Consider the following 19,974-nt stretch of genomic DNA (forward strand, 5'->3'; position numbering starts at 1 on the left):
GTCAGACCGTCGTCGGCTCGGGGTGCTCCCAGGGGCCGCGGTACGGCCGGCGCAGCTTGTGCGTCGCCTCCGGATCTCCGACCACCGTCCGCGTCACCGGATCGTAGACGAGCGGGCGCCCGCCGAGGCCCATGGACACATTCGCCATGATGCAGCTGGCCGACGAAATGTGGCCCTGCTCGATGTCGGCCACGGGCCGGCCGCCGTCGTCGATGGCGGCGAGGAAATCGATCATGTGCCGGCGCATCGCCGGCGCGGCGAAAAGCTCGATGTCTTTTTCGGTGAGATCTTCCGGATACTGCTCGCGCTCGAAGAGGCATTCCTGATCGATGCGCTCGCCGCGTCCGTCCGGGATGAACGTGTATTTCTGCGGGCTGGCCGCCAGCGTCCCCTTGTCGCCGTAGATCTTGTACGACCAGGGGTATTCCGGATCGGCCGGCGTCCCCCAGCTGCGGTGTTGCCAGACGCAGTTCAATTCGTTGTGCTCGAAGACGGCGTGCTGGGTATCCGACGTCGTCGCCTTGGACTCTTTCTGGACGTAGATCCCGCCCGTGGACGTGATGCGGTCCGGCCAGCCCAGGTTGAGGGTCCAGCGGACGGCATCGTACATGTGGACGCACATGTCGCCCATGATGCCGTTGCTGTACTCCATCATCGCGCGCCACCAGCCGCGGTGCGGGAGGCCGTCGTATGGACGCTTGGGCGCGGGGCCGGCCCACATCTCGTAGTCGAAGAAGTCGGGCACCGGCTCCAGCTCCGGCGCGCGGTTGGCGCGCATGTGGTAGTAGCAGCACATCTCGACGTGCGAGATCTCCCCGAGCATGCCGGACTCGACAAACCGCTCCTTCGCCTCGATCAGGTGGGGGGTGCTGCGGCGCTGGGTGCCTACCTGCACCACCTTGTTGTATTTGCGCGCCGCGGCCAGCATGGCCTCGCCTTCGATCACATCCACACTGACGGGTTTCTGGACGAAGACGTGCGCGCCGGCGCGGATCGCATCGATCGTCGGCAGCGCGTGCCAGTGATCCGGCGTGCCGACGAGGACGATATCGAACTCGTGCTGGGCCAGCATCGTCCGGTAGTCGCCATAGGTCTGCGGCTTATTGCCCGATTTCTGGCGCGTCGCGATGAGATCGGCGGCGGCGGAAAGCTGGTTTTTATCCGGATCACAGATGGACACCACGTCGATGTCGCTCACCTGCATCAACCGGAAGAGATCGCTCTTGCCGTACCAGCCGGTCCCGATCAAGCCCACCTTGCGCGGGGCGACCGGATAGATGGCGTCGAGCCCTCGGGCGCCCAGCATGGAGTAGGCCAGCGAGGCGGAAGCGGACTGCAGAAATCGGCGTCGGTTGATGTGGAAGGTTTTCATCGGTCTCCGGGATGGGGTTTGGCGTTCAGTGGAAAGTATGAAAGCGCCGATGAAAAAACAGCACATGCAGGTATGCCGGCGGGAAGCGAAACGTCTGGAAGAGAAAAGACGCGCACCCGCTCCTGCAACACGATGCCGGGCTTCACCTATATCCTCGCCAGCAAACCCTACGGCACGTTATACATCGGAGTGACAAACAACCTGCGCCGCAGATTGTCCGAGCACCGATCGCCCCAAAACCGCGGTTTTTCCGGACGCTACGCGGTGCATCGCCTGGTCTGGTACGAGGCATTTGACGACATCAGGGATGCGATCGACCGGGAGAAGCAATTGAAGAAATGGTACCGATCATGGAAAATCGCCCTGATCGAGGAGGTGAATCCAAAGTGGGAGGATCTCGCGGAGGACCTGTTATGAGTCCACCCGCACGCGTCATCCCCAGGGCACATCCTCGCGCATCGTCATCCTCGGGCACATCCTCGCGCATCGTCATCCCCAACTCGATTGGGGATCCATGCGACACGCCAAAATGGCAACACCTACGCCATGCGATCGGCACCTGCTTGGATCCCCACTTGCGTGGGGAGGACGAACCGGAAGCGGCACCTGCTTGGATCCCCACTTGCGTGGGGAGGACGAGCCGGACGCAGCACCTGCCTGGCCCCCACTTGCGTGGGGAGGACGAACCGGAAGAAGCACCTGCGGCCCCCCCGGTAGCGCGAGCCGTAGGCGACACCAGGACGCTCAGCTCACCAGCGAATCCACGATGATGTACCCGCCCGACTTCTGGTCGCGCTCGAGCTTGACGATCTTGTATTTTTCGGCGTCTTCCAGGAGTTCGCTGAACGAGCGGTAGCCGTAGTGGGATTCGGAGAAACCGGGCTTCCGGCGCTTCAGCGTCTGCTTGACCATCGATCCCCAGATCTTCTCCTGTTCGCCGCGCTCCTCGACCAGCGCTTCGTAGGTCTCTACCAGCAAGTCCATCGCCTCCTGCTTCGACTCATCCAGCACCGGCTCGTTTTTGGTCTTCGTGCCCCGCGCGGCAGTCTTGCGCGCCCTGGTCTCGGCGCGCTTCTTGGTGCGCCGGCCGTCGCGTTGCACGAGGTCGTCGTAAAAGATGAACTCATCGCAGTTGGCGGTCAGCAGATCCGACGTCGAGTGCCGCACCCCCACCCCGATCACGGTTTTGTTATTCTCGCGCAGCTTGCTGACGAGCGGCGAAAAATCCGAATCGCCGCTGACGATGACGAAGGTATCGACGTGCTCCTTCGTGTAGCACAGGTCCAGCGCGTCGACCACCATGCGGATATCCGCCGAGTTCTTGCCGGACTGCCGGACGTGCGGGATCTCGATCAGCTCAAACGAGGACTCGTGCATCGCCGCCTTGAAATCCTTGTAGCGCTGCCAGTCGCAATAGGCCTTTTTGACGACAATATTGCCCTTGAGCAGCAGGCGCTCCAGGACTTTCACGATGTCGAACTGCGCCTTGTCTGCCTCGCGAACGCCGATCGCGACGTTTTCAAAGTCGCAGAAAACGGCCATGATCTTGGTTTCGTCGGAGACGGACATAACGGCGAGGGTGCTGTGTTGAAAAGGTTTTCGGTTCCATAGCGCCAGGTTGACGTCAGGAACGTAACGCTAACCCGACCTGCCCTTTTCTGATCCATCGACCCCGTTTTTATGCGACTCAGGGCCAGAGCCAGCCGAAAACGCCGCCGGTGAGGAGCGCAAATACCAGCGCGTCGAATACCGACTTGAGCGTGGAGCTCCACTTCCGGCCATACCAGATCGAATTCTGGAGGAGAGCCAGTCCGTAGCCGGCGAAGGCTACCGTGCCGGTGATCCGAAACACCTCCATATAGTCCGCTCCAGGCCCAAAAAAGCGGCTGCCGAGATAGGCGGCGAAAAAACCGACCACGAGACAGTACCCAAACCACTGGCTGAGCATGGCCACCATCACGACCTGCCCCTTCGGACGAACATTGATGAAAGCCACGGGGCCTTCCTTCATTTTTTCGATATGCGCTGGGCTGTTGCGCTCCGCCGCGGTCGGCGCATAAGGAACGACGTAGTCGCCCGGCGGCACCTCCTCATTTCTGAACGCGTCGCGAAATCTGGCCTCGTTGGGAAGCCCCACCCAGTCGCCGGCATGATAGCCCAGCGCCATGTGGATGATGGAGCTTACGACAAACACGATGAGGGCCGCCACAACGACGGGCAGCCAGAGGGATAACAGGGGTATCATGGTTCCGCTCGGTTGGGGAGTGTGCACGCATCGAACCGGGGGCGGTCATCGCCCCATCACAAAGGTACTATGCGGGATCAACTCGAACAACCCGTGGCGTCACCGGCCTACGATGATGGGCCGGCTCTCGACGCGTCCCCCGGCTTCGAGCCGGCAAAAATAGACCCCCGCCGGCAGCGCCGCGCCGTTGAAGTTCACCGCGTGCTCGCCCGCCGGCATCGTCCCGTCCGCCAGCACGGCGACCGGGCGACCCATCAGGTCGTACACCGCTAGACGGACTGGACCCGGTTCGGCCAGCGAGAACGCGAGTCGGGTATCCGATGCGAACGGGTTCGGATAATTGGGCGCCAGGCGCGGCGCGGCCGAGGCGCGCTCGGGCGTCTCGAGCGCCGTACCCATCGAAGCCTCGAAGCGATACGCATGGGTTTCGGTATTCACCTCGATCACGCCGGCATCCGTCTCGCGGCGCACGAGCGGCAGGGAGACGGTGGCGACGGACACGTACGCCGACCCCAAATCGACGGCGGGGCGGACTCGAAACGGCGCCTGGGCGTCGACCGACGAGAAGGACGGCTCGCCCCAGCCGATGGCCGTGTGCCCGTCGATCGCGGCGGCGTGCCACGCGTAATGAAACTGCTGCTCGTCGTAGGTCCCGCCGGGTGTCGTCACCGACATCACTCCGACCCCGAACGTCTGGCGATACGCATCGAGCTTGTCCGCCTTCTCACGCCAGAACGCGGCGTCAACGTAGGCGCCTTCCTGAATCATGTAGCTCTCGGAGAAATAAAAATCGCCGGCCTGCAACGCGGCGCGCCGCTCGTTCGGGTTGTACGTCGGGTCCGCCGCGCGCGAAAAGGCATCGTCGGGATCCCAGGCGTTGACCATCACCGGCACCTCGAGCGCATGCGCAAAGTCGACCGCATCGTTCTGCCGCTCGCGCGTGACGCCGAAATCGTAGCCAAAATCGTCCAGAAAGATGCCGTCCGCCCCGATATCGGTCCACCACACCATCCGCAGCTTGTACTCCGACACCGGCAGGTTCTGCGTCGTCACGCCGAGGTCGATGTACCCGAACACCTTCGTATCCGCCATCGCGGGATGCGCGAGCAGCGCCACGGTGTTGGCATAATCGGGATGGGTGTCGATTTCGAGGCCGTCGCCGAGCACGACATAATCGTACTGCCCGAGCGCCTCCGCCGCCAAATCGACGCTGCCGGCGCCGTTGATGACCGACGGCCATCCATAATAAACGAGCAGGGTACCGGGGCTGACCGACGCCGGATCGGCATCCTGGGCGAACAGGCCGGTCGGCTGCAGGCCGGCCAGCGCGAGCGACAGCAGCGGCGCGATAGCGCGAAGAGAAAGACGACTCATGGTTTTGGCGACGACTGGTGATCGGATCTCTTCGTTCGTCGCGAAGACCGGGCCAGACAGAGCCGGCGCTGCCTTCATGCTTCTTTCCGTCTCATCGACTACCTTCTTCTGCCCGATAACGCTTTCAAACTGAAAAGATGTACAGGTTTATGGCACTGTTGTCCCGATCCGTCCTCGTGTCGATCCTGCTCCTGGTGGGCCTGCGGACTGCGCTCGCCCAGCCGGCCTATCAGTCGGACTTCCCCGCCGACGAACTCGCGGCACGACGGCACGCCGTCATGGACACGATCGGCGCCGGCGCGATCGCCCTGTTTCAGGGGCAGCAGGCGGTCGAAGGCTTTTATGTCTTCCGGCAGACGAACAACTTCTATTACCTCACCGGCCTGGAAGTAGCCCACGCCTACCTCCTGCTCGACGGCACCAGCCGGCAAAGCGTGCTCTACCTGCCCCACCGGAACGCCGCCCAGGAACGCAACCAGGGCAAGGTGCTCTCCGCCGAGGACGCCGAGGAGGTCCGGCGGCTGACGGGGGTGGATCGCGTGGAGCCGATCGAGGGCATGGCACGCGATTTCATCTGGTCGTACCTCGTCCGCATGCCCAACCCGGTGCTGTACACCCCGTTCAGTCCGGCAGAAGGCCACTACCAGAGCCGCGACGAGATCCTCGGCGGCGTCGCCGCGCACCTGGCCGACCCGTACGACGCGGCCCCGCACCGGACCACGCGGTTCGTCAACCTGCTCCGCGAGCGCTACCCGCAGCTCGCCCTCCGCGATCTCACGCCGGCGATGGACGCCATGCGCCTCATCAAGAGCCCGCGCGAGATCGACCTGATCCGCACCGCCAGCGAACTCGCCGGCCTCGGCATCATGGAGGCCATCCGATCCACCGAGCCCGGCGTGATGGAATACCAGCTCGACGCCGCCGCCAACTTCATCTTCTCGATGAACGGCGCCCGCAGCGAAGGCTACCGCTCCATCACCGGCGGCGGCACAAACGCCTGGATGGGGCACTACTTCCACAACAGCGACGCCCTGAAAGCCGGCGACCTCGTGCTGATGGACGTCGCGCCGGACTACCGCTACTACACCTCCGACGTCGCCCGGATGTGGCCGGTCAACGGGACCTACTCGAAAGACCAGCGCGATCTGTACGGGTTTATCATCGCCTACCGCAACGCGCTCCTGAAACACATCCGCCCCGGCGTCACGCCGGCGCAGGTGATGGACGAGGCCGCCGCCGACATGAGGCCGGTGTTCGAACGCATCGCGTTCTCCAAACCGATCTACCGGGCCGCCTGCGAGGCCGCCTTCGCCTTCCGGGGCCACCTCTCCCACCCCGTCGGCATGACGGTGCACGACGTCGGCGTCTACCGGAACCAGACGCTCAAGCCCGGGATGGTCTTCTCCATCGACCCGATGATCTGGGTGAACGAGGAGACGCTGTATGTCCGGATGGAGGATGTGGTGGTCGTGACGGAGACGGGCGTCGAAAACCTGTCCGACAACATCCCGGCCGAGATGGACGCGCTCGAGGCGCTGATGCGTGAGGAAGGCGTCGTCCAGCTGCGGCCGGCGATGTTCCGGTGACGCATCAGTTCCGCGACGGGTAGATCCCTTCCAGCGCCACACAGTAGCGCATCACAAGGTAGGGCGGGCGGTTTTCGTGTCCCTGGGAGCCGCCCACCGACGTGGTGGACGCCTGCTGGTCGCCGGCGCCGCTGCGGAGCACAATCCCCTCCTCCGTCCCGTTGGCGCTCGACAGCTCGGTGAAGGCGTGCGCGTGCGACGGTATCTCGTTCGGCGTCAGCGTGATGGACTCCGCCCCGCCCCGCTGCCCCATGGTGTACGTCTGCAGGCCGGCGCCCTGGCCTTCGTGGATCGGCGCCCGCCCGCGCAGATCGGGCAGCGCGAACGTGGTCTGGCCGTCGCCGCCGTAGATCGTCCCGTAGAGCGAAAAGAGCGCCTGGTACTGGGCGATCGGGAGCAGCTGGCCGCTGGCCTCGGTCCACCCGCGCGGGCAAAAGTTGAACCCGACGAGGCGGACTTCCCCGACAAACGGGTCCTGCGCCAGGGCCGGACGGGTGGATGCCGCGGATACGGCGAGCAGCAGGCAGATGAAGAGGGAAAGCGTGGAGCGTTTCATGCGATGCGAAGGGTTGGGGTGGGATGCAGGACCGCTCATCGGAGCAGCACCATGTGCCGGACCTCGGTGAAGGCGCCGGCGGTCAGCCGATAGAAATAGACGCCGCTCGGCAGGGCCGTGGCGTCGAAACGGGCTTCGTGCCGGCCGGCGGCCTCGACGCCCTGCACGAGCACGGCGACCCGCCGGCCCGTCGCGTCGAACACGCCGAGGGTGACCGGCGCCGCCTCGGGCAGCTCGTACCGGATGCGCGTCGTCGGGTTGAAGGGATTGGGATAATTTCCCTCCAGGCGGTAGCGCGACGGCAGGCCGGCCGGCTCCTCCGACGCGACCTCGGTGGCCACGTCCCGGCGAAAGACGCCGCCGCCGCCGGTGCCGGCGAAAAGAACGCCCTCCGCGGAGACGGCGAACGCGTGGATGTCGAGATCGGTGAGCCCATCGTTCACTTCCTCCCACGTCGCGCCATTGTCCAGCGTCCGAAAAACGCCTGCGTGGTGCGTGCCGGCAAACAGGGCATTCGCCGGCGTGACGACGAGCGCCCGCACGTTGGTCGCGCCGAGCGCGTCGGTATGGACCGCCGACCAGCTTCCGCCGCCGTCGAGCGAGCGGTAGACGCCGGCGTCGGTGCCGGCGAACACCGCGCCGTCGGCCCCGATCGCCAGCGACTCGACATACGGGTTGTCTAGGCCTTCGCTTGCCGGCTCCCAGGTAGCGCCGGCGTCCTGCGAGCGGAGCACGCCGTCGTCGGAGCCGGCGAACACCACGCCGTTCGCATCGATCGCAAACGCCGGGACGAGCGGACTGAACAAGCCGGCGTCATGGACTTCCACCCAGCTCTCGCCAAAGTCGAGCGAGCGATAGACGCCGCCCAGCAGGGCGCCGGCGTAAAGGGCGCCGGACGGGGCCGCCACGACGTCGCCCAGCGACAACACCTCGGGGTCGACGCCGGCAGGGCTCCAGGTCGCCCCCCGGTCGTCCGAACGAAACAGGCCGTCCTCGTGGGTGGCGGCGAACAGGACGCCGTCGGGCGAGACGGCGAGGCCGGTCACGAGGAGGGAATCCAGGCCGGCGTGCGCCGGCGCCCAGCTGGTGCCCTGGTCGTCGCTCCGGTAAACGCCAAACGACGTCCCGGCGAACAGCGCACCGCCGCCGTCGAGCGCGAGCGACCAGATGTCGAGCCCGGGCAGCCCTTCGCTGGCGGACGTCCAGGGCACGCCGCTGTCCTGCGCCCGTACCGCCGCCGGAGCGGCCGCGAGAAGCAGGGCGAGGGAAAAAAGGATTGATCGTAACATGGGGGATGGAGGGATGTGGGATGCAGGATGCGGGATGTGGGATGAACGGACAGTTTTTTGGGAAAACATCCTGCATCCTGCATCATATATCCCATTCGCTAGAGCGCAACAGCACGTCAATAAACAAAACGAGGCGGAACCGTGCTGCACGGCTCCGCCTCGTAGGGTCATCTATCGGAAAAAAGACGTTTTATTTTCGGCCGCGCGCCGTGCTGGAGGCGCCCTTGCCGCCCCGGGTCGAGGTGTCGGTGGTGCTCAACTCCTCGACGGCTATGGCCGCCGGCTCGATGTAGCCTGACAGCGCGGAAGGCGAAGACACGATGTCGCCGACGTACACGCTCCGGTTCGTCGTGCCGGCGGGAACGTGGCTGATGCCCGCCTTGCCCATGTCGACCAGAGCCTGCTGCACCTCGTACGGCGAAGCGGCCGGGTGGCGCGTCAGGTACAGGGCGGCGGCGCCGGCGACGTGCGGAGCAGCCTGCGACGTGCCCGCCTGGATGGCGAGGAATTTATTGTTCACGTTCGAGAGCGACACGATGAACTCGCCCGGCGCGAGGAGGTCCACCACCGAACCGTGGTTCGAGAACGAAGAGAAGGTGCCGGACTCGTCGAAGGCACCGACGGTGATCGCGTCGCGGACGTGCGCCGGCGAATACGTCGAAGCATCCTTCCCGTTGTTGCCGGCAGCGACCACTACCACGATGCCGTCCTCGATCGCATGCTCGATGGCCTCGTCGAGCGCGTTGTACCCGGTGGTCCCGATGTCCGCGCCCAGGCTCATATTTACGACGATCGGCATATCCGGGTGATGATGTTTGACCGTCGTCACATACTCGAGCGCCGCGAGCACCGTCGTGATGTCCGTGCGCCCGTCGTTCGCGAGCACCTTGATATTGTGGATCGCCACGTTGGGCGCCACGCCGGCCACGCCGTTGCGGTCGTCGATGGCGCCGATGATGCCGGCGACATGGGTGCCATGCCCGAGCCGGTCTTCGCTGCCAACCGAACCCGAAACCGTCTCGCCCGGGGTTACCGCGCTCCAGTCGGCCGTCCAGTAGGTCGACCAGTAGTCGTCCTGCTCCAGCCAATAGGTGCTGATCACGTCCGACCAGTTGCCGTCGATGTTGCCGCGATAGAGCCGGGTAAAATCGACGGATTCGACGACGTTCACGTCATCGTTCGTGACGCCGGAATCGAAGACGTACACATGCACGAGGTCGTTGCCGGTGTAGATGTCGGTCTGCCGGGCGCCAACATGCTTTACGCCCCAGCTGATATACTGGGTATTGCTTACGGCTTCCTGCGACGACGTGCCGGGCCCGTCGAGCAGCGCGTCGGGCTCGACCCATGCGATGTCGGGGTCTTCGTCGATGAAGTCGATCAGGCTTTCGAGGGAGTCGGCGTCCAGCTGGACCGTGATGGCCGGCAGCACGTCCTCGGTTTCCACCTTGGGACGGATGCTGTCGCCATAGCGGGAGAGCAGGCGCTTGGTCACGGCAAAACGGTCCATCAGCCGGCGGGTCACGCCGTCGGCCTCGTACTCGTTGAAGCCGATGACCAGGTTGACGGCATCGGTACCGATCTTACCGGCTCCGATGCGCGTCTTATCGAGCAAGTGGGCATGGCGGAATTTTGACGCGCCGCTGACGGCACTCACCGCCGCGACACCGTCTGGCACGCCGTCATCGGCCCGCTCCCCGACCAGGGCATCGCACCCCTGGAGGAAAGCCGGGCTCAGAAAGAGCGCCAAGATGATCAGCGTCATGAGGCGCTGTTTATGGGTAGGAATCATGGTTCAAAACCTGAATACTGACCGGGGGGGTAGGGTCGTTACCTGTTGCATCCACCCCGTTTCGTTTGGTGGGTGCTGGCAGGCGAGCCGATCGTTAACAAGGAGCCTGCCAAGCCGAAAGCAGCCTGAAAGCGCGGATTCATGCCCCGAAGCGGGTAACGAAACGAAACCCGCGTTCCGAATTGTAACGGCCTGCCACCCTGCCGGGACACGATCCCGGCCTGATGCGTTGGAGTCGCGACGCACCCGTCATACATTCTCCATCGCTCAGCTTCGATACGTACGTGGAACTCGGCATATATACCTTCGCGGAAGCCACCCCCGACCCCCGCACCGGGCACACCGTCAGCGCCGAACAGCGGCTACGGGATTTGCTGGAAGAAATCGAACTGGCGGATCAGGTGGGGCTGGATGTGTTTGGCGTCGGCGAGCACCACCGGCCGGACTATACCGTCTCGTCGCCGGCGGTCGTCCTCGGGGCGGCGGCGGCGCGCACGAAACGGATCCGGCTCACAAGCGCCGTTTCCGTGCTCAGCTCGGACGACCCGGTGCGCGTCTTTCAGCAATTCGCCACCGTCGACCTGCTTTCCGGCGGACGCGCCGAGATCATGGCCGGCCGGGGCTCCTTCATCGAGTCCTTCCCGCTATTCGGGTACGATTTGAGCGATTACGACGACCTGTTCAAGGAAAAGCTGGAGCTGCTCCTCCAGCTGCGGGACAGCGAACGCGTCTACTGGCAGGGCAAGCTGCGGCCGGCGCTGAGCGGTCAGGGCGTCTATCCCCGTCCCGTGCAGCAGCCCATCCCGGTCTGGATCGCCGTCGGCGGCACCCCGCAGTCGGTGATCCGCGCCGGCGTGCTCGGCTTGCCCCTCGCCATCGCCATCATCGGCGGCCAACCCGCCCGGTTCGCCCCGCTGGCCGAATTGTACCGGCGCGCCGCGACCGAGGCCGGCCACGACCCGGACACGCTTCAGCTCAGCATCAACTCGCACGGCTTCATCGCGGACACGACCGAGGACGCCGCCGACCAGTCCTATCCCTTCTTCGCCGAAGTCATGAGCCGCATCGGCCGCGAACGCGGCTGGCCCCCCACCACCCGCGCCGACTTCGACGCCCAGCGCGGCCCGACCGGCGCGCTCCTCGTGGGCGATCCGCAGCACGTCATCGACAAGATCCTCTACGAACACTCGCTCTTCGGGATGACGCGCTTTTTGATCCAGTTCAGCGTGGGCACGCTTCCGCACGACCAGATCATGCGGTCCATCGAGCTGTACGGCACCGTGGTGGCGCCGGCGGTGAGAAAGGCGCTTTCCAATGGCTGATCGTCGACGGGTGCACGTTTGCCCGTCGACGATCAACCATCGACCCGCTCCCGCGATCAGCCCGTGAAATACAGGTAGGCGGCGAGAATGAGCACCAGCACGAGCGCGGTCGACGCCACATCCTTCATGTCCCAGCTGGCGCGCGTGCGGGCGCGGTCCTCGGCGGTGAGGGTGCCGTAGGTCAGCCCGCTGATCGCCTCGTACGAGGGCGGCGGGGTCATGTAGCTCACGCCCATCATCACCGCGATACAGATCAGGAAGATCGCGAGGCTGTAGTACTGGAAGAAGATGTTGTTGATCACCCACAGGAACGAGCCCGGCTCGTAGGCGAACCCGTCGCCCAGCGCGACCGGCGTGTCGACCGCCAGCCGGAACAGGCCCAGCGCGAACCCGACGACGAGCGCCGCCAGACAGCCTTCCTTGTTGAGCCGCTTGTTGAAGACGCCGAGGAAAAAGACGACAAAGATCGGCGGCGCGAGATAAGCTTGCACGCCCTGCAGATAGTCGTACAATCCGCGGCCTCCCTGGATGACCGGGATCCACGCGAGCCCGACCACCACCATCACGGCCGTCGCGACGCGCCCCATCCACACCAGGTGCCGTTCGGAGGACTCGGGCCGCAGCCGGCTGTAGAAGTCCATCGTGAACAGCGTCGACGAGGCGTTGAACACGCCGGCCAGCGAACTCATCAGCGCCGCCAGCAGCCCGGCGACGACGATGCCCCGGATACCCACGGGCAGGATATGCGCCACGAGTAGCGGGAAGGCGGCCTGCGCGTTCTCGCGGATCAGGTCCCCGTTCGCATCGATGAGGGTCTCGGAAAACACGGCGATCTTGCCGGACTTCGCCAGCGCGAACGTGATGATGCCGGGGATGATGAAGATGAAAACCGGCAGGAGCTTGAGCACGGCCGCCGCGATCGAGCCGCGCCGGGCCTCGGTCTCGTTGGGCGCGCCGAGCGTGCGCTGGACGATGTACTGGTCGGTCGTCCAGTACCACAGCCCGATGATCGGCGCGCAGAAGAGCATGCCCAGCCAGGGATATTCGTTGTTGAAATACCACGCCATCTGGCCGGCTTCACGCACCGGCGCCCAGGTCGCGGCGACGCCGTCGGGCACCATCGGCTTCCAGAGGTTGAACATCTCGGAGCCGGCGATCGCGTAGAGCTGGTCCCATCCCCCGATCGCCTTCAGACCGTAGATCAGAACCAGGAACGAGCCGAAGACCAGGATGAGGGTTTGAAGCGCTTCCGTATAGGCGACGGCCCGCAGCCCCCCCAGCATGGTGTACATCCCGGTGAAGAGGATTACGAGAATGGATCCCAGCCAGAAGCTGTTCATCCCCATGAAGGAAAGATCCGGCAGCAGCACGCTGAACACGATGCCGCCGGCGAAGATGCCCACCGCGATCTTGGTCAGCACGTAGGCCACCAGCGAGATGACGGACAGCAGCGTCCGCGCGGCCGGCGAGAAGCGGCGCTCCAGGAACTCCGGCATCGTGAACACCTGGGACCGCATGTAGAACGGCACCATGATCCAGCCGAGCACCAGCAGGCACCAGGCGTGCAACTCGTAATGCGCCAGCGCGACGCCGTCCGTGGCGCCGGAGCCGGCCAGCCCCACGAGGTGCTCCGAGCCGATGTTCGAGGCGAAGATGGACGCGCCGACGATGAGCCACCCGAGGTGGCGTCCGGCGAGGAAGTAGTCGGTGGCGGTGTCGGTTTTTTGGCGGATCACCCACCAGGCCAGGCCCAGGATGATCATGAAATAGCCGGCGATGATGACCCAGTCCAGGGTCGCGAGCGTGCTCATAAACGGCGGGCAACGACGCGCCACGGCGCCGCTGAATTGATGGGATGTTCGGTGGGTGATGGCAAAGTATAGCCCGCCCGGGCGCAATGATGCAACGCCGTCTGCCGATTGATCATATCACTCGTGTTACGCAAGGCATCGTGTCCATCTGTGGATGCAAGATGCAGGATGCAGGATGCAGGATTTCGTCCGAAAAGCCTGTTGCCCGGTACAAAATCCTGCATCTTGCATCCTGCATCAGATTACCAGGCACACGGCTGCGTAAGATCAGTCATATCAATTTTAACACCCGCGTTCGCCGGCTTCAGCGGTTGGATGGAGGGGGCGCCAGCCGATCCATGCGCCGCTGCCAGTCGCGCAGATAGGCTTCGCGGTGCCGGCTCACCGTGCCGGCGCCGGCGCGGTCCTCCACGGCCCAGGCGGGGTCGGGGTCGTCGATCCACCACGCCGGCCGGCCGTCCCGCCGCACGAAACGGCCGCCCCAGTGGTCGGATTCCGGGTCGTCGGGGTCGCCGCGCAGCAGGTAGGCGACGGACGGCGAATCCCCCATCTTGATGCGGCCGGTGGCCTCGCCCGGCAGGGCCGGCGCGATGCCGCAGAAATACGCCCCCAGGGCCCCGTGACCGCAGACGTGCTGCTGGACAAACGTCTGGTTGCCGAGATCGCCGGCCTGATCGCCCCCCATATACCATCCCCGAAACGTCGTATTCGACCGGATAAACCACAACTCCGGAAACGCCGCGTCGACGTAGGCATACGCCGCCGGATCCTGCTGCTCGTTCCAGCTGGCGATAAAATACACACGCAGTCTGGCCGCGATGGACGGGTCGTCGTGGAGCGCCTGGGCCACGTCGGTGATGGCGCCCCAGACCAGGACGTAGAGCGGCCGCGGGTCGTCCTCGTGGGCGCGCCGGACGATCCAGCGCGAGCCTTCCGTCGGCGCGCTCCAGCCGGCCGCCGGCGCCGGGTCCGTCGCGCCCTGCTTCGTCAGGGCCCGGAGCGTGTCGGGATGCGGATAGGCGGCATTGGACACCCACAGCCGCGGATAGTCGCGGGCGTAGACGTCGATCACGTCGAGGATATCCGATGCGCGGCCGGCGTGCGGAGGCGAGGCGATCAACCCCTCCACATCGAACAGGTCGGCGTAGAGCAGGAAGTGAATCATTGACTGGATGTCGTCGCCGTCCGACCCGCCGAGATCCGTGGACACGATGACCCGATACCGCTCTCCGGCGACCGCGCCTCCGCGCAGCGGCTGTCCGATCGCCGGGTGGACGAGAAAGAGGAGCAAGAGAACGCAGCGCATCACGGGCAAAAGGCGTTGGGCGTTGAGGGACGCGGGTAAGATAAACCGCACGTTTCGTGCATCCAGTATCTTTCCCCAAAATGCGTATCTTCATCCGGTCCAACCCGCCCTACTTGCCGGCACAGCCATGACTACCCACCGTATCCACCCGCTCCGCGCCCTCGCCACCGTGGCCGCGGCCCTCCTCATCGTTCTTTTCGCATCGCAGTGCACGCCCGAAAAGGGCCTGCCCGTTCGCGCCGGCGACCACATCGTGCTCATCGGCAACAACCTGTGCTCGCGCATGATGAACTACGGGTATTTCGAGACCGAAATGCAGGTCCGCTACCCGGACAGCCTCCTCACCATCCGCAACATGTGCGACGGCGGCGATACGCCCGGTTTCCGGCCGCACTCCGCGCGCAACTCCCCGTGGGCCTTTCCGGGCGCCGAGAAGTTCCAGACCGAAAACGCCACGCCGTCCGGCAGCGAGGGCTTCTTCCCCTATCCCGACGAATGGCTGACCAGCCTCGGCGCCGACGTCATCGTAGCGTTTTTCGGCTTCAACGAGTCGTACGCCGGCCCCGAAGGCGTCGACAACTTCAAGGCCGAGTTGGACGCGTTCATCAAACACACCTTCGCGCAGACCTACAACGGCGAGGCGCCGCCGGCGCTCGCGCTCGTGTCGCCCATCGCGTATGAGGACCTGACGGACCGCTACGACATCCCCGACGGCACCCGCGAAAACGCCAACCTGGCGCTGTACACCGACGCCATGCGCGAGGTGGCCGCGGCGAACAACGTGCATTTCCTGGACGTCTTCGCCCCCACCAAAAAATGGTTCGCCGGCGCCGACCAGCTCACCATCGACGGCGTCCAGCTGAACGACGACGGCTACGCCCGCTTCGCCACCCTCCTGACGGACGGCGTCTTCGGCAAGACGAAGGCGAACGCCGAATCGAACCGGGCGCTGATCCATGAAGCCGTGGCGGAGAAAAACTGGTTCTGGCACAACGACTACAAGATCCCCAACGGCGTGCACGCGTACGGGCGGCGGTTCGAGCCCTTCGGGCCGGACAACTACCCGTACGAAGTCGAAAAAATCCGCCAGATGACGGCCTACCGCGACACCGCGATCTGGGAGGCGACGCAGGGCCGGCGGATGGACCTCGCCGCCGCCGACGCGAAAACGCGCCCCCTCCCCCCGGTGCAGACCAACTACGACGACCCGAACGGCGGCAACGGGTCGACCGAATACCTCTACGGCCAGGATGCGCTCAACAAGCTGAAGGTCCCGCCCGGCTACCAGATCGACCTCTTCGCCTCCGAGGTCGAATTCCCCGATCTCGCCAACCCCGTCCAGATCTCGTTCGACAACAAGGGCCGGCTGTGGGTGGCCGTGATGCCCACCTATCCCGCCTGGAAACCCGGCGACCCGAAACCGAACGATAAACTCCTCATCTTCGAGGACACCGACAACGACGGCAAGGCCGACAAACAGACGGTCTTCGCGGATCACCTCAACATCCCCGTCGGCTTCGAGTTCGCCCCCGAGGGCGTGTACGTTTCGCAGGGCACCAACCTCATCCTGCTGACCGACACCGACGGCGACGACCACGCCGATAAAAAAGAAATCATCCTCAGCGGCTTCGACGACCACGACACCCACCACGTCATCAGCGCCTTCGCGGCCGACCCTTCCGGCGCCATGTACATGGGCGAGGGCGTCTTCCTGCACACCAATGTCGAGACGCCGTACGGCCCGGTTCGCGCGACGAACGGCGGCTTCTTCCGCTACAGCCCGCAGCGCAAATACCTCGAACGCACGGCCCAGCTTTCCATCCCCAACCCGTGGGGCATTGCGTTCGACGACTGGGGCCAGAACTTCTTCGCCGAGACCTCCGGCCCCGATGTGCGCTGGATGGAGCCCGGGACGGTCAAGCCCCGCTACGGCGAGGCCACGCACAAGTCGAAAAACCTGATCGAGGAAGCGCACCGGGTCCGCCCGACCTCGGGCCTGGAATTCGTGTCGAGCCGGCACTTCCCGGACGAAGTCCAGGGCGACCTGCTCATCAACAACACGATCGGGTTTCTGGGGATGAAGATGCACGCCGTATCCGACGACGGCACGGGCTTCACCACGCGGCACCGCGTCGACCTCGTGACGTCGACCGACCCGAACTTCCGGCCGGTGGATATGGAGTTCGCGCCCGACGGGTCGCTGTACTTCATCGACTGGCACAACGTGCTGATCGGCCACATGCAGCACAACGCGCGGGATCCCCTGCGCGACCATGTGCACGGCCGCATCTACCGGATCACCTACCCGTCGCGCCCGCTCGTCGTGCCGGCGAAGGTCGACGGGGCCAGCGTCGAGGAACTCCTCGAAAACCTCAAGCTCCCCGAATTCCGGACGCGCTATCGGACGCGCCGCGAGCTGCGCGAGCACCCGGTTTCCGAGGTCATGCCCAAGCTCAAGGCCTGGGTCGCCGGCCTGGACGCGAACGACCCGCGCTACGAGCACAACGTCCTCGAAGCGTTGTGGGTGACGTGGGGGCTGGATCAGATCGATGAAGACCTGCTCCGCCAGAACCTGCAGGCCAAGGACTTCCGTGCCCGCGCGGCAGCGGCCCGCGTGCTGCGCTACGCCGGCCACCAGATCCCCGACCAGGTGGAACTGCTCAAGACCGCCGCCCGCGACGAACACGGACGCGTCCGCCTCGAAGCCATCGTCGCCGCCTCGTGGCTCGACAGGGAGGACGGCCTCGCCATTCTTGAGGAAGCCGCGTCGTACGCCGGCTCGCGCGACCTCGCCGAAGGCATCCCCGGCGACATGCCGATCGACGCGCCGTTCGACGACTGGACCATCCACGCCTACGAGACGGCGCTGGCCCACCTGAACGGCCAGTCACTCATCGAACGCGAGAACGAGCTGACGCAGACGACGCTGCAAGGCGCCGACCGCGACCGGTTCCTCGCCGGTAAAAAGATCTACGACCGCGAGGGCTTCTGCCGGACGTGTCACCAGATCGGCGGCGAAGGCCTCTCCGCCTCGGGCTTCCCGCCGCTGGCCGGCAGCCCCTGGGTCACCGGAAACGAAGAACGCCTGATCAAGTTGACGCTGCACGGCCTGATGGGTCCGCTGGACCTGATGGGCAAGCAGTACACCGGCCAGGTGCCCATGACGCCCTTCGGGGGCATGCTGAACGACGAAGAAGTGGCCGCCGTGCTTACGTACGTGCGCAATGCCTTCGGAAACGCGGCGCCTGTGGTGCAGCCGGAGACCGTCGCCCGCGTCCGCGCCGCGACGGCCGGCAAGACCGGCTTCTACTCGCCGGACGAACTGCTCCGCGAACATCCGATGGAATAATCCCCGGTCCATCGGCACCGCCGCACGGACGCGGCGTGCCGTGGCCCTGATTTCGCCCATGGATGCGGCATCGCCGTGTCCCGATACACCATGCTACAGGAAAAAATAGCCAACGCCATAAAGGACGCCATGCGCGCCAGGGACCCGCTGCGCCTCAACGCGCTGCGGAGCATCAAGACCGCCTTCACCAACGAACTCGTCGCCCAGAAGCGGACGCCGCAGGACAGCCTGTCCGACGAGGAGGCGATCGGCGTCATCGCCCGGCTCGCCAAGCAGCGTAAAGACTCCATCGACCAGTTCACCCAGGGCGGCAGGCCCGACCTCGCCGAAAAGGAAGCCCAGGAACTGACCATCCTGGAGGAGTTCCTGCCTCGGCAGATGTCGCGTGACGAGATCCTCGCCGCCGTCACGGCCAAGCAGGCCGAGATGGGGGTGACCGACAAGGCGAAGGCCGGCATGCTGATCGGCGCGCTGATGAAGGATCTGAAAGGCAAGGCCGACGGAAAAGTCGTCAAGGAGGTCGTGGAAAGCCTCTTTTGATGCCGCGTAGTCAGGCGCCCATGAGACGCCCGACGATGCCGACAGCACAACGCAAAAAAAGGCCGGACTCCAGATGAGGAGCCCGGCCTTTTGCACAGAAAATGACGCCGACGTCACATCGACGACGGCGGCGTGATGCCCTTGAGACGCATGTACGTCACCAGGTTGCCGTAGTGCTCGTAATTGTGCGCCGAGTTGAACGCCAGGATGCCGGATGCGGCCATGTCGTTGCCGAAGAAGTTACGCATCTCGGCGCCGGCGGCGTCGGTCATTTTGCCGTACACGCTCGAGCAGTAGCCGAGGCCCTTCTTCAGGGCCGCGACGATCTGCGGCTTGGTCTTGGCCGTTTCCTCGTAGTTTTCCGAGTTGGGACTCTGCTCGCCGGCGGCCGCCGAGCAGAACATGAACTGCGCGTTGGCGATGTGGGCGAAGATGGAGCCGGCCGTGCGGACGTCGTCCGTCGGCTTGAAGGCGTAGATCGACTCGTCGAGCATCTCGGCCGCCTTCAGGATGTTGTTAGCCGTAATGTCGTGAAGCCCTTTCAGCGAGCCGATGACCGGCTGGCCGTCCTGCGCCAGCACAGCGGCGGGAAGGCTAATGAGCGCGGCAAAAAGAAGCGCGATAAAGCGGTAGCTTTTCATGCGTGGATATTCCTCTTTTGTCATTATTTGGATAGGTGGATCGTGCGGGGCCTACAAGTGGGGATCCCTGCAGGTTCCTGAACGGGCAACGGAATGGACCGGTCGGATCGCCTCGGCCGCGTTATGCGCCCCCCCGATACCGCAGCGCCATCACCGTCAGGTCGTGCGCGAGTGGGGTGTCGCCGGCGTGCTCCATCACGGCGCGGACGACGCCGCGGATGAGGCGGGCCGGCTCGGCGTCCGGATCTTCGCGGAGCCGGGTGGCCAGACGCTCGGCAGCGAAGACCTGCCCCTTCCCGTTCGCCGCGCGGAGCGCGCCCTTGGTGTAGAGGAAGAGGCCCTCGCCCGGCCGGAGATCGCGGGTCTCCGTGGGGTAAACGTATTCGGGTGTGCGCCAGATCGCCGGCGCGTCCGGCTCAGCGAACGGGGCCACGTCACCGCCGCGGCCGAGCAGATACGGCGCGGGATGGCCGGCGTTGCTGTAGGCGAGCCGGCCCGTTTCCGGGTCGAGGATCCCGTAAAACACCGTCACGGCCTGGTCGGAGAAGCCCTCCGGGAAGAGCATCTGGTTCATGGCCGTCAGGCAGGCGCCGGGCGTGTCGTAGTGCCGGCCGGCGCTCTTGAGAAACGTGTGGCTCATCGCCATGAACAGCGCCGACGAGACGCCCTTGCCGGACACGTCGCCCATCACGAAGCCGATCTTCCCGTCTTCCAGTTCGAAGACGTCGTAAAACGTGCCGCTCACGTCGCGCGCCGTGGTCGTGAACGCGTAGATGCTGCACTCCCGGCGC

General features: G+C 65.1%; 16 protein-coding genes. 5 read left to right on the forward strand and 11 right to left on the reverse strand.

The features are described 5' to 3' along the window. Position 1: 1 nt before the first annotated feature. Positions 2 to 1,372: a Gfo/Idh/MocA family oxidoreductase gene (locus tag R2834_11945; protein ID MEZ4701037.1), complete on the reverse strand. Its 1,371-nt coding sequence runs from the start codon at positions 1,370 to 1,372 to the stop codon at positions 2 to 4. On the opposite strand from R2834_11945, the gene R2834_11950 reads away from it, so the two are divergent. Next, positions 1,358 to 1,789, forward strand: coding sequence for a GIY-YIG nuclease family protein (locus tag R2834_11950; GenBank protein ID MEZ4701038.1), 432 nt, complete (start codon positions 1,358 to 1,360; stop codon positions 1,787 to 1,789). The two genes, R2834_11945 and R2834_11950, sit on opposite strands and share 15 nt — an antisense overlap. Positions 1,790 to 2,116: 327 nt before the next feature. Here R2834_11950 and R2834_11955 read toward each other — a convergent pair whose 3' ends face one another. From R2834_11955 to R2834_11965, 3 genes are all read right to left on the reverse strand, one after another. Continuing rightward, a complete protein-coding gene (locus tag R2834_11955; protein MEZ4701039.1) occupies positions 2,117 to 2,941 on the reverse strand; it encodes an NYN domain-containing protein in 825 nt (274 codons plus the stop codon). A gap of 118 nt (positions 2,942 to 3,059) precedes the next feature. Further along, the gene (locus R2834_11960; protein ID MEZ4701040.1) at positions 3,060 to 3,617 is read right to left on the reverse strand and encodes a hypothetical protein; all 558 of its coding nucleotides are present in this window, start codon (positions 3,615 to 3,617) and stop codon (positions 3,060 to 3,062) included. Between the two features lie 99 nt (positions 3,618 to 3,716). Further along, entirely contained in the window at positions 3,717 to 4,991 is a 1,275-nt protein-coding gene (locus R2834_11965; protein ID MEZ4701041.1) for a T9SS type A sorting domain-containing protein, read from the reverse strand. Between the two features lie 149 nt (positions 4,992 to 5,140). Between R2834_11965 and R2834_11970 the strand changes: the two genes are divergently transcribed. Then, positions 5,141 to 6,577: an aminopeptidase P N-terminal domain-containing protein gene (locus R2834_11970; GenBank protein MEZ4701042.1), complete on the forward strand. Its 1,437-nt coding sequence runs from the start codon at positions 5,141 to 5,143 to the stop codon at positions 6,575 to 6,577. A 4-nt stretch (positions 6,578 to 6,581) separates the two neighbouring features. On the opposite strand, the gene R2834_11975 is transcribed toward R2834_11970, so the two are convergent. The 3 genes from R2834_11975 to R2834_11985 form a co-directional block, all read right to left on the reverse strand. Then, a complete protein-coding gene (locus R2834_11975) occupies positions 6,582 to 7,133 on the reverse strand; it encodes a tail fiber protein (protein MEZ4701043.1) in 552 nt (183 codons plus the stop codon). Positions 7,134 to 7,168: 35 nt separating this feature from the next. Beyond that, entirely contained in the window at positions 7,169 to 8,422 is a 1,254-nt protein-coding gene (locus R2834_11980; GenBank protein ID MEZ4701044.1) for a T9SS type A sorting domain-containing protein, read from the reverse strand. Between the two features lie 190 nt (positions 8,423 to 8,612). Then, positions 8,613 to 10,214 carry a S8 family serine peptidase gene (locus R2834_11985; GenBank protein ID MEZ4701045.1) on the reverse strand — a complete coding sequence of 534 codons (1,602 nt, stop codon included), beginning with the start codon at positions 10,212 to 10,214 and terminating at the stop codon, positions 8,613 to 8,615. A gap of 284 nt (positions 10,215 to 10,498) precedes the next feature. Here R2834_11985 and R2834_11990 point away from each other — a divergent pair, with 284 nt between their 5' ends. Next, entirely contained in the window at positions 10,499 to 11,536 is a 1,038-nt protein-coding gene (locus R2834_11990; GenBank protein MEZ4701046.1) for an LLM class flavin-dependent oxidoreductase, read from the forward strand. 56 nt (positions 11,537 to 11,592) lie between these two features. Here R2834_11990 and R2834_11995 read toward each other — a convergent pair whose 3' ends face one another. Beyond that, positions 11,593 to 13,347 carry a sodium:solute symporter gene (locus tag R2834_11995; protein MEZ4701047.1) on the reverse strand — a complete coding sequence of 585 codons (1,755 nt, stop codon included), beginning with the start codon at positions 13,345 to 13,347 and terminating at the stop codon, positions 11,593 to 11,595. Between the two features lie 304 nt (positions 13,348 to 13,651). Then, complete coding sequence (locus tag R2834_12000; GenBank protein MEZ4701048.1) at positions 13,652 to 14,653, reverse strand: DUF1593 domain-containing protein; 1,002 nt, start codon at positions 14,651 to 14,653, stop codon at positions 13,652 to 13,654. A 127-nt stretch (positions 14,654 to 14,780) separates the two neighbouring features. Between R2834_12000 and R2834_12005 the strand changes: the two genes are divergently transcribed. After that, positions 14,781 to 18,002: a GDSL-type esterase/lipase family protein gene (locus tag R2834_12005; GenBank protein MEZ4701049.1), complete on the forward strand. Its 3,222-nt coding sequence runs from the start codon at positions 14,781 to 14,783 to the stop codon at positions 18,000 to 18,002. Positions 18,003 to 18,092: 90 nt separating this feature from the next. After that, the gene (locus tag R2834_12010; GenBank protein ID MEZ4701050.1) at positions 18,093 to 18,542 is read left to right on the forward strand and encodes a GatB/YqeY domain-containing protein; all 450 of its coding nucleotides are present in this window, start codon (positions 18,093 to 18,095) and stop codon (positions 18,540 to 18,542) included. Between the two features lie 113 nt (positions 18,543 to 18,655). Here R2834_12010 and R2834_12015 read toward each other — a convergent pair whose 3' ends face one another. Both R2834_12015 and R2834_12020 read right to left on the reverse strand, forming a co-directional pair. Then, positions 18,656 to 19,183, reverse strand: a complete 528-nt coding sequence (locus R2834_12015; GenBank protein ID MEZ4701051.1) for a DinB family protein — start codon at positions 19,181 to 19,183, stop codon at positions 18,656 to 18,658. Between the two features lie 121 nt (positions 19,184 to 19,304). Further along, on the reverse strand, positions 19,305 to 19,974 hold a 670-nt coding region (locus tag R2834_12020), incomplete at its 5' end, for a PP2C family protein-serine/threonine phosphatase (protein ID MEZ4701052.1).

It is taken from the genome of Rhodothermales bacterium, assembly GCA_041391505.1.
In the GTDB taxonomy this organism is placed as follows: Bacteria; Bacteroidota; Rhodothermia; order Rhodothermales; family JAHQVL01; genus JAWKNW01.